This is a genomic window from Holdemanella biformis DSM 3989 (assembly GCF_000156655.1).
GTDB classification, from domain to species: domain Bacteria; phylum Bacillota_I; class Bacilli_A; order Erysipelotrichales; family Erysipelotrichaceae; genus Holdemanella; species Holdemanella biformis.
On record NZ_DS996840.1, the window covers coordinates 19479 to 26572 of the forward strand.

The 7094-nt window shown below is 32.2% G+C and carries 6 protein-coding genes; all 6 read right to left on the reverse strand.

Annotated elements, in window-relative coordinates; genetic code table 11:
• Positions 1-262: 262 nt before the first annotated feature.
• Positions 263-880: a sortase gene (locus EUBIFOR_RS00960; protein ID WP_050755917.1), complete on the reverse strand. Its 618-nt coding sequence runs from the start codon at positions 878-880 to the stop codon at positions 263-265.
• Positions 870-1700, reverse strand: a complete 831-nt coding sequence (locus EUBIFOR_RS00965) for a Cna B-type domain-containing protein (protein ID WP_040466014.1) — start codon at positions 1698-1700, stop codon at positions 870-872. Before EUBIFOR_RS00965 ends, EUBIFOR_RS00960 begins: the two co-directional genes overlap by 11 nt.
• Positions 1701-1703: 3 nt before the next feature.
• Positions 1704-2513: a class C sortase gene (locus EUBIFOR_RS00970; protein WP_003864016.1), complete on the reverse strand. Its 810-nt coding sequence runs from the start codon at positions 2511-2513 to the stop codon at positions 1704-1706.
• An 86-nt stretch (positions 2514-2599) separates the two neighbouring features.
• Complete coding sequence (locus tag EUBIFOR_RS00975; protein ID WP_003864017.1) at positions 2600-4087, reverse strand: SpaA isopeptide-forming pilin-related protein; 1488 nt, start codon at positions 4085-4087, stop codon at positions 2600-2602.
• Positions 4084-6663: a SpaA isopeptide-forming pilin-related protein gene (locus EUBIFOR_RS00980; RefSeq protein WP_003864018.1), complete on the reverse strand. Its 2580-nt coding sequence runs from the start codon at positions 6661-6663 to the stop codon at positions 4084-4086. The genes EUBIFOR_RS00975 and EUBIFOR_RS00980 overlap by 4 nt, the downstream gene beginning before the upstream one ends.
• 99 nt (positions 6664-6762) lie before the next feature.
• A partial coding sequence (locus EUBIFOR_RS00985) for a hypothetical protein (protein ID WP_003864019.1) occupies positions 6763-7094 on the reverse strand: 332 nt, incomplete at its 5' end.

Consider the following 7094-nt stretch of genomic DNA (forward strand, 5'->3'; position numbering starts at 1 on the left):
CTCTTTTTTCCATTCACCAGGAATGGCAATATTGATCTGAACATTGTTTGTTCTAGGTCTACCCAAGATATCAACTCCGAACTATTTATACATATATTATATATTTTTTATACGTATTATGCAATACAAAAAGTGGCTTTCATCTCCACAGCAAGCTATGGAGTTTTCGCCACTTAATTATAACATTTCAAAAAGCAAACAAGATGCAACAAATTGCATAGATTAAGCAAAAATATAACCAACCTCATTTAAATTAATTAACTTAAAAATCATAATTATAGAACTCTCCTTTTTTTACCTGTCTTTTACACCTTACTACAATTCTATTTTGACTATCCAAAGTACAAGTGACTAACGTAAGTGGCCATTTACCATTGGTTACTTCAGCTACACTTTCTGGACTCACTACATCCATTGCGTCAACACTATATTTAAAACAATTTCCTGAAGCATCTGTAAAAATAATTTCATCCCCACTTTTTAATGTATTTAACCTACCAAAATGAAACCAATAATTATGAGCCACAATCACCATATTATTCTTATAAATACTACCATAATATCGGCAAGGAAGTTGTTTCATGTTTTCATCACTAAATGTACTTGTAACACAAAAATTCAAATCCAATCTAGGAATTTCTAAAGTACCAATACAAGAAATTCCATCCACATCCACTTCAGGCATTTCCATATCTGGATTCAATACATAATCCGGTATAGTACCTGTACTTGTCTTTACAACATGATACGCATTCATCTTTTGTTTAGAAACAAAATACGATCGATACGAATCATATACATTATATGCACATAAAGAAATGGAACACACAACACAAAAGATTCCAATCCAAGAAATATATCGATACAATCTATTCTTCATTTTTCAAATGGCGTCCTAAACCAAACAACACAAGACCCACAAATAATAATACGGGAACTGGCCACCACAATTGACCTGAATTTGGAAGTACTTCATCTTTCTTTTCAACCTTATCCGTTAAATTACCCGTATTCGTTAAAACAATCGTATCCTTTTCACGAGTACAACTCTCCTTATAGCCAGAAGGAACACTCGTTTCCATGACACGATATGTATATAAAGTAGAAAGATTGTCCCATGTAGTTGACCATTGATTATCTGAATTTAATACCACTCTATCCACCACTATACCATCCGATCTTAATAAACATACCTCAATCGATTTAGGACGAGACTTCTTATTATCCTTCTTCCAAACCTTTAATACATGAATACGACTAGGCTTATCACTCATTTCATATTTTAAATCCACACTCAAATCCCCACTTAAAGAAACTAAGGATACTTGTGGCATATAAAATACACCATCCTGAAAAACTTCTTCTCCAACCACCAAATAAATACCGGTTTCTAAGCCGGTAAAACTAGCATTGCCCACACTATCCGAAGTAACACAAGCATCTGCTTCTATTCCATCCATTAAAATACGATTCTCTAATGCATTGGCAGCTCCTTGTACATCTTGTTTTAAATCAATGGAATAATGAGAAAATGCATCAACTAATTTATAATTCTCATCCGCCACTCGATATAAAGATACCTGCATATTTGATACTGGACAATTAACAACCAAATTCATGAAATCAGAATCCGCAAATAGAGTCATAGGTAAAAGACAACATAATAAAGTTAAAAACACGAAACAAACTATTCTTTTCATTACCTACACTCCCTTCCTTCGAATTCGATATACAACATAACCAATCCCATATAGAATCAAACCAATAATACTAGCCACAACCAAAGGATTTACCCTTGCTGCATCTGCCGTTAAATTTTTCTCATCCATCACATTCTCTACACGATGGCCACGAACTAATAATCGATGTGTATTTATACCATAAGGCGTACAAGTAAATAGAGTACATAAATCCTTACCTTCTTCAATTTCTAATAAACCATAGTCATTCGGTTCAACAATCGCTATATTATCCACCTGATACGCAAGAACCCGATCATATACATGAAGATAAAATACATCTCCCTTTTTCATACGATCCAATTCCGTAAATAACTTCGCACTCGGAAGACCTCTATGACTAGACAGAACACAATGCGTACCACTACCTCCTACAGGAAGACTTGACCCTTCTAAATGACCAACGCCCACCTGCAATACAGCATCATCTACCGTATGATAAATCGCAAGCTTCACACCAATCTTAGGAATCGTGATATATCCCATCATACCCGTACCATCCGCATTTAATAGACTCTTATATTCACTAAGCTCAGAATCACTTGGAGTAAAGCGACCACCATTACTTGCTAACCTAGAATTATATTCAACAGCCCGATCAATCTCAGCCTGTTTATCCTGTTTTGTTAACTTAGCCATAGTATCCGAATAATTTGCGACAACACGACTTTGATGTAAAGAATTCCAATAATTACTAACCGTAGGATACAACAATAAGGACAAGCCTGTAATAAAAACAAGTATCGCAATTATAGTTGACATATGTTTTCTCATCTTACAACCCTCTCCCTATTGTTGTATAGAAGGGGAAAACAATAATTCCCCCCATACAACATATAAAACAAATCAATTCAATTTAATTATTTAGCTTTCGCTCTTTTCTTATTAGCCAATACAAATCCTGATCCTAGTACAAGTGCTCCACCTACTAAATAAATAAGTGTTGTACCCATACCACCAGTAGATGGTAGTAATTTACCTTTGTTGTTTAGAACTTCAACAGTAGTTTGAGGATTAAATCCTTCACCAACATTTATCGTGCCACCATCACCAACTTTTACTTTTATAGCTTTATCCAACTCATTGTAACCAGGTAATGCTTTTGTTTCTGTTAAATAATATTCACCATGTAATCCATTCAATTTAAAATAACCTGAATCCGGAGTTTTAATAACTTGTGTAGAACCGGTTGTGCTTGAAGGAACTAAAGTGTAAACATCTATACTTTTTCCTGAAGCATCTACCTCCGAAGACTCCTTTTTAAAACTTAATAAATTATTTCCTTCTTTATCAGTACTTAATTTAAACTCAACACCACCAAGCCCATTTTTTGATTCATCATCCAATTTTGTATATTTAAACACCGGCATAGTATATGTATAAATATTTACCGAACTGTCCCCTGTGCTATTTGAGTGTCCATACGAAAGATGAGCTTTATTGCTATTTGCAGTATTGGATGGATCATTACTATTAAAAATTTTAGCATTATCTTTTAAATACCCAGTATATGTCACTACTACCTTATCATTTTCATTTAACTTGTTTTGAAAATCAATATCGAATGTACATCCATCGGTCACACTATTATCCAAATTATAATCACTATTTAATTTTTCAGTTCCATTAACAAAAACTTTGACACTAGTATAATCAATATCTATACCGTTATCAGCTGTATCATGTAATACATAATTTTCTACACCTTTTAGAGCAGTAAAACTAATTTGAAATTTAATTTTCTCCCCAAGTTCAACATAAACCGTATCACGATACTTACTATCATCATCTCTTTCATGTTTCACTTTCTTTTCAACTGTTGGAGCTTTATTCTTCTCTTCGATAGTAATTTCATTATCAGTAGTAGTTAATCCACATAATGCTCCTGAACTTGAATCTACTAAATAATAACCTAATCCTAAATTATCAAAAGTGACACTATCACCCTTTGCATTCTTTGTATTTGTTGCTGTAATACTATTTGCTGGATTTTTTGCATATTCTAACGCTTTTTTTGTGAATTCTTGCATTCTTGTTTCATTCTTAGTACCTTCACCAATCCATTTAGTTACATATCCATTTTCTGTAGCAACATATGTATTTTTAATATCCCCTTGTTCAAAAAAGTTCACCCATTTTGAATCTATTTTATATGAATATATATTATTTTTTTTATCATAACTTTCTAATGTTAATAACTTGTAAATTTTATATTCTGCCTTATCCACAGCTTGATTAATTATAATCTTTCCAGTTCCTGTTGTTTCTTCTGCGTTAACATTACTACTCAACGTGAATACCATCATGAACGCAAACATAATGGCTGCAATCTTTTTAATTAGTTTCATTTCTTTCTCCTATTTTCTTTTCTATTCTTTTTATTTATATTTGACAGGCATATTATACTTGCAACCACCAACGTTGCTCCTAATAACCTGTAAATCAGGGTTCCCATACTACCTGTTGAAGGTAATATTTTTGTACGACTCTTGTTTGTTACTACAATTGTTTCGCTGCTTTTGTCACTACTTAATGTAATTCCATTCTTCTCATAAACCACTTGATAATTCATAGTGTTTATTGTTACTTCTTTAGATGTATCCGTAATTGGTTGATCTTTATCATCTAGTTCATAAACATAATATGTTTTATCTAATTCTAGATTCTCAAACTTAACGGATTTATCTGGATTGTCATTTGCACTATAAGTAATAGTTTTTATCGGCTGTAATCGCGTATTCTTGTCATCATACAATCCAAATCTATATGTTCCACTAACAGGCTTAGTTGATTTTCCTGCTGCATCATTTATGAACTTTTTGACTACAGTAATTTCACCCTTATGATTCGTTACACCTATACTAAAGTTTTCTTCCTGATATCTCACTCTTAAGTCTTCAGTTTTTAGACATTGTGTTATGGTGTCCACATCACTATCTTTTGCTTTATTTACATCAAAAATATAGATTGGTTCTTTATTTAGAACATAACCATCTGGTGCTTGTGTTTCCGTTATTTTGTAAAGTGTATCATATTGTAAATTCTTGGTAATTGTTCCATTCGCATCCGTAGTTGCAGTTGAGATCTCTGATGCAGTAATATCTCCATTTGCTTCGATTGTACACTTATCTATTTTAAAAGTTGCACCACTTAATACTTTATCTATATCATTCTCATCTTGTTTTGTAAGTTTGAAGTTTACTACAGAAGAAGATCCAATCGTTCCGCTAACAAAGTATTTATAATCTTGTTGTACAGTTCTACCACTATTTTCTTTATAACCTTTCCAATACGCTGTATTTGCGATATTCACATCAACATCTGGCTTTGCATTTACAGTCGCTGTATATTTTATTTTTATTGGAATATCATTTGGAATATTACTAATTTTTAAAGTATTATCTTGATATGCTATTACACAACCTGTTACTTCTTCATCATTATTTTTATAAACTTTAACTGAAGTAGTATCCAACTTTAGATTATCACCCAACTTATCCACAAGTGTTAATCCACCATTATCATTTGTTGGTAGTGTTTGACCAAGCTGATTCGTATTGATTTCAAAATCAAGTTTTTGTCCACTCCAATTTGCTAATTTCTTATCAATATTCTTATCCGTGTCAGCCAATTTAAAAGGTATTTGACTGGATGATGTGGCTATATTTTGTCCATCTTTTTGAAGTGTAACTTTATTTATAAAATTATTAGGTTGAGCACCTAATAATACTTGTGGATCTGTGATTCTACAAACAACTTGTACATCCACTGAATTATTATCTCTTATACTCATTGGTTTAAATTCACCCAGTCGAATCATAGTCTTTTTCATATCTTTACTTACATAATAGATTGTATGTTCAGAATTCTTATTATCATTTGGCGAATCATTTTCTCTGAATTCCCAACCACTAAGATTCTCTATTTTCTTTGATGTAACTTTTGAAGCATCATCTCCATGCCACTTGACACGCATATATGTAAACTCCATGCCATCTGGTATATCATCTATCACATCATAAGCTCCACTTAATTGTCCATCATAGTTCACTTTAAATGCCCATGATATAAATACACCTTTACTATTGTCTAGTAACTTAGTATCAATCTTGTTAGGATCTGCATCTCCATTGTTTTTTTTGTCTGCACCTATTTGAAGTGTTGTAACTGTAGTTCCATCATATTTAAAGACTTGTCCTAATTCCTTTAAAATTTCTGGAGAAGTATATAAAGTCTTTTCAGCAACTATTTCAGAAACATATTCACCATCTTCTTCAATACTAATACTATTTTTAAATGTCTTTGTATCACAATTATTTGTTGGTGATGGCAATTCAGAAGGTTCGGATTTTATAATCATATAAACCTTTTCATTACCAAGCGGAATATTTTCCTTAGCCGTTAATAATAATTCATTTGTACCATTCAATTGAGATATAAACTTATCATTAATAGGAGTTAAACCACTATTGTTTTTTAAATCCTCTATATGTTTATAATCTGAAATGTTCTTTCCTTCTAGAAGCGTACCTTTATAGATACCTACCAAAGAACCTTCCCGTAAAATTGAATTCGTTATTCCATCACCTGTTTTTATCAAATCACGAAATACCATACCCTTATTAATTTGAGCACCACCAATATCCACTACCCAATAAAGCTCACCATTCGTCCAAGTATTCGAATCTGGTTCTTTATAGTACCAAGATTGTTTATTCGCATGTAAATTTAAATTTCCCTTGATTGTTAATGTCGTCTCTTTAGAAACATCCTCTTTATTAAATGTAAATGTTCCATCTCCTTTTTTAACAACACCCTCAAGAGTAAATTTATTCTTTACCTTTGTCTCTGTAAAAGCATCTAAATTATCTGGCTGTGCATAATACGTGAAACGATACGCATAATTTTTATCAGTCCAACCCAATTCAGAAGGTTTTAAACTAAAGGTTTTCTGACCATCTATCTTGACCCATTTAGTCTCTACTACATTATATGTTGGCTGTAACTTATAATTTTGAGATGCTTAATCCCACTGCAATTTTTGAGAATTCACTTCCGCTTCTAAAGCATCCACCTTCATATACCCAACATACTTCATATGTTTAGAAGTTAAAGTATCTGTCATTTTTACTTCGTTAACATTAAAATCATTCAATGTCTTATTTGTTTCAACCGTATATTTATAACTTCCCTCAGGAATTGTAAAACTAGTATTTGAGGTTGAATCCTTTTGAATTTCCTTATTTTCGTAGATAAATCTATCTCCACTCATTGTTTCTGTTTTAGATGATGTTGTTGCGGTTTTTTCTACCTGTTTTCCATTCCATTCATACGTTTTAATATTAGAGATAGAAT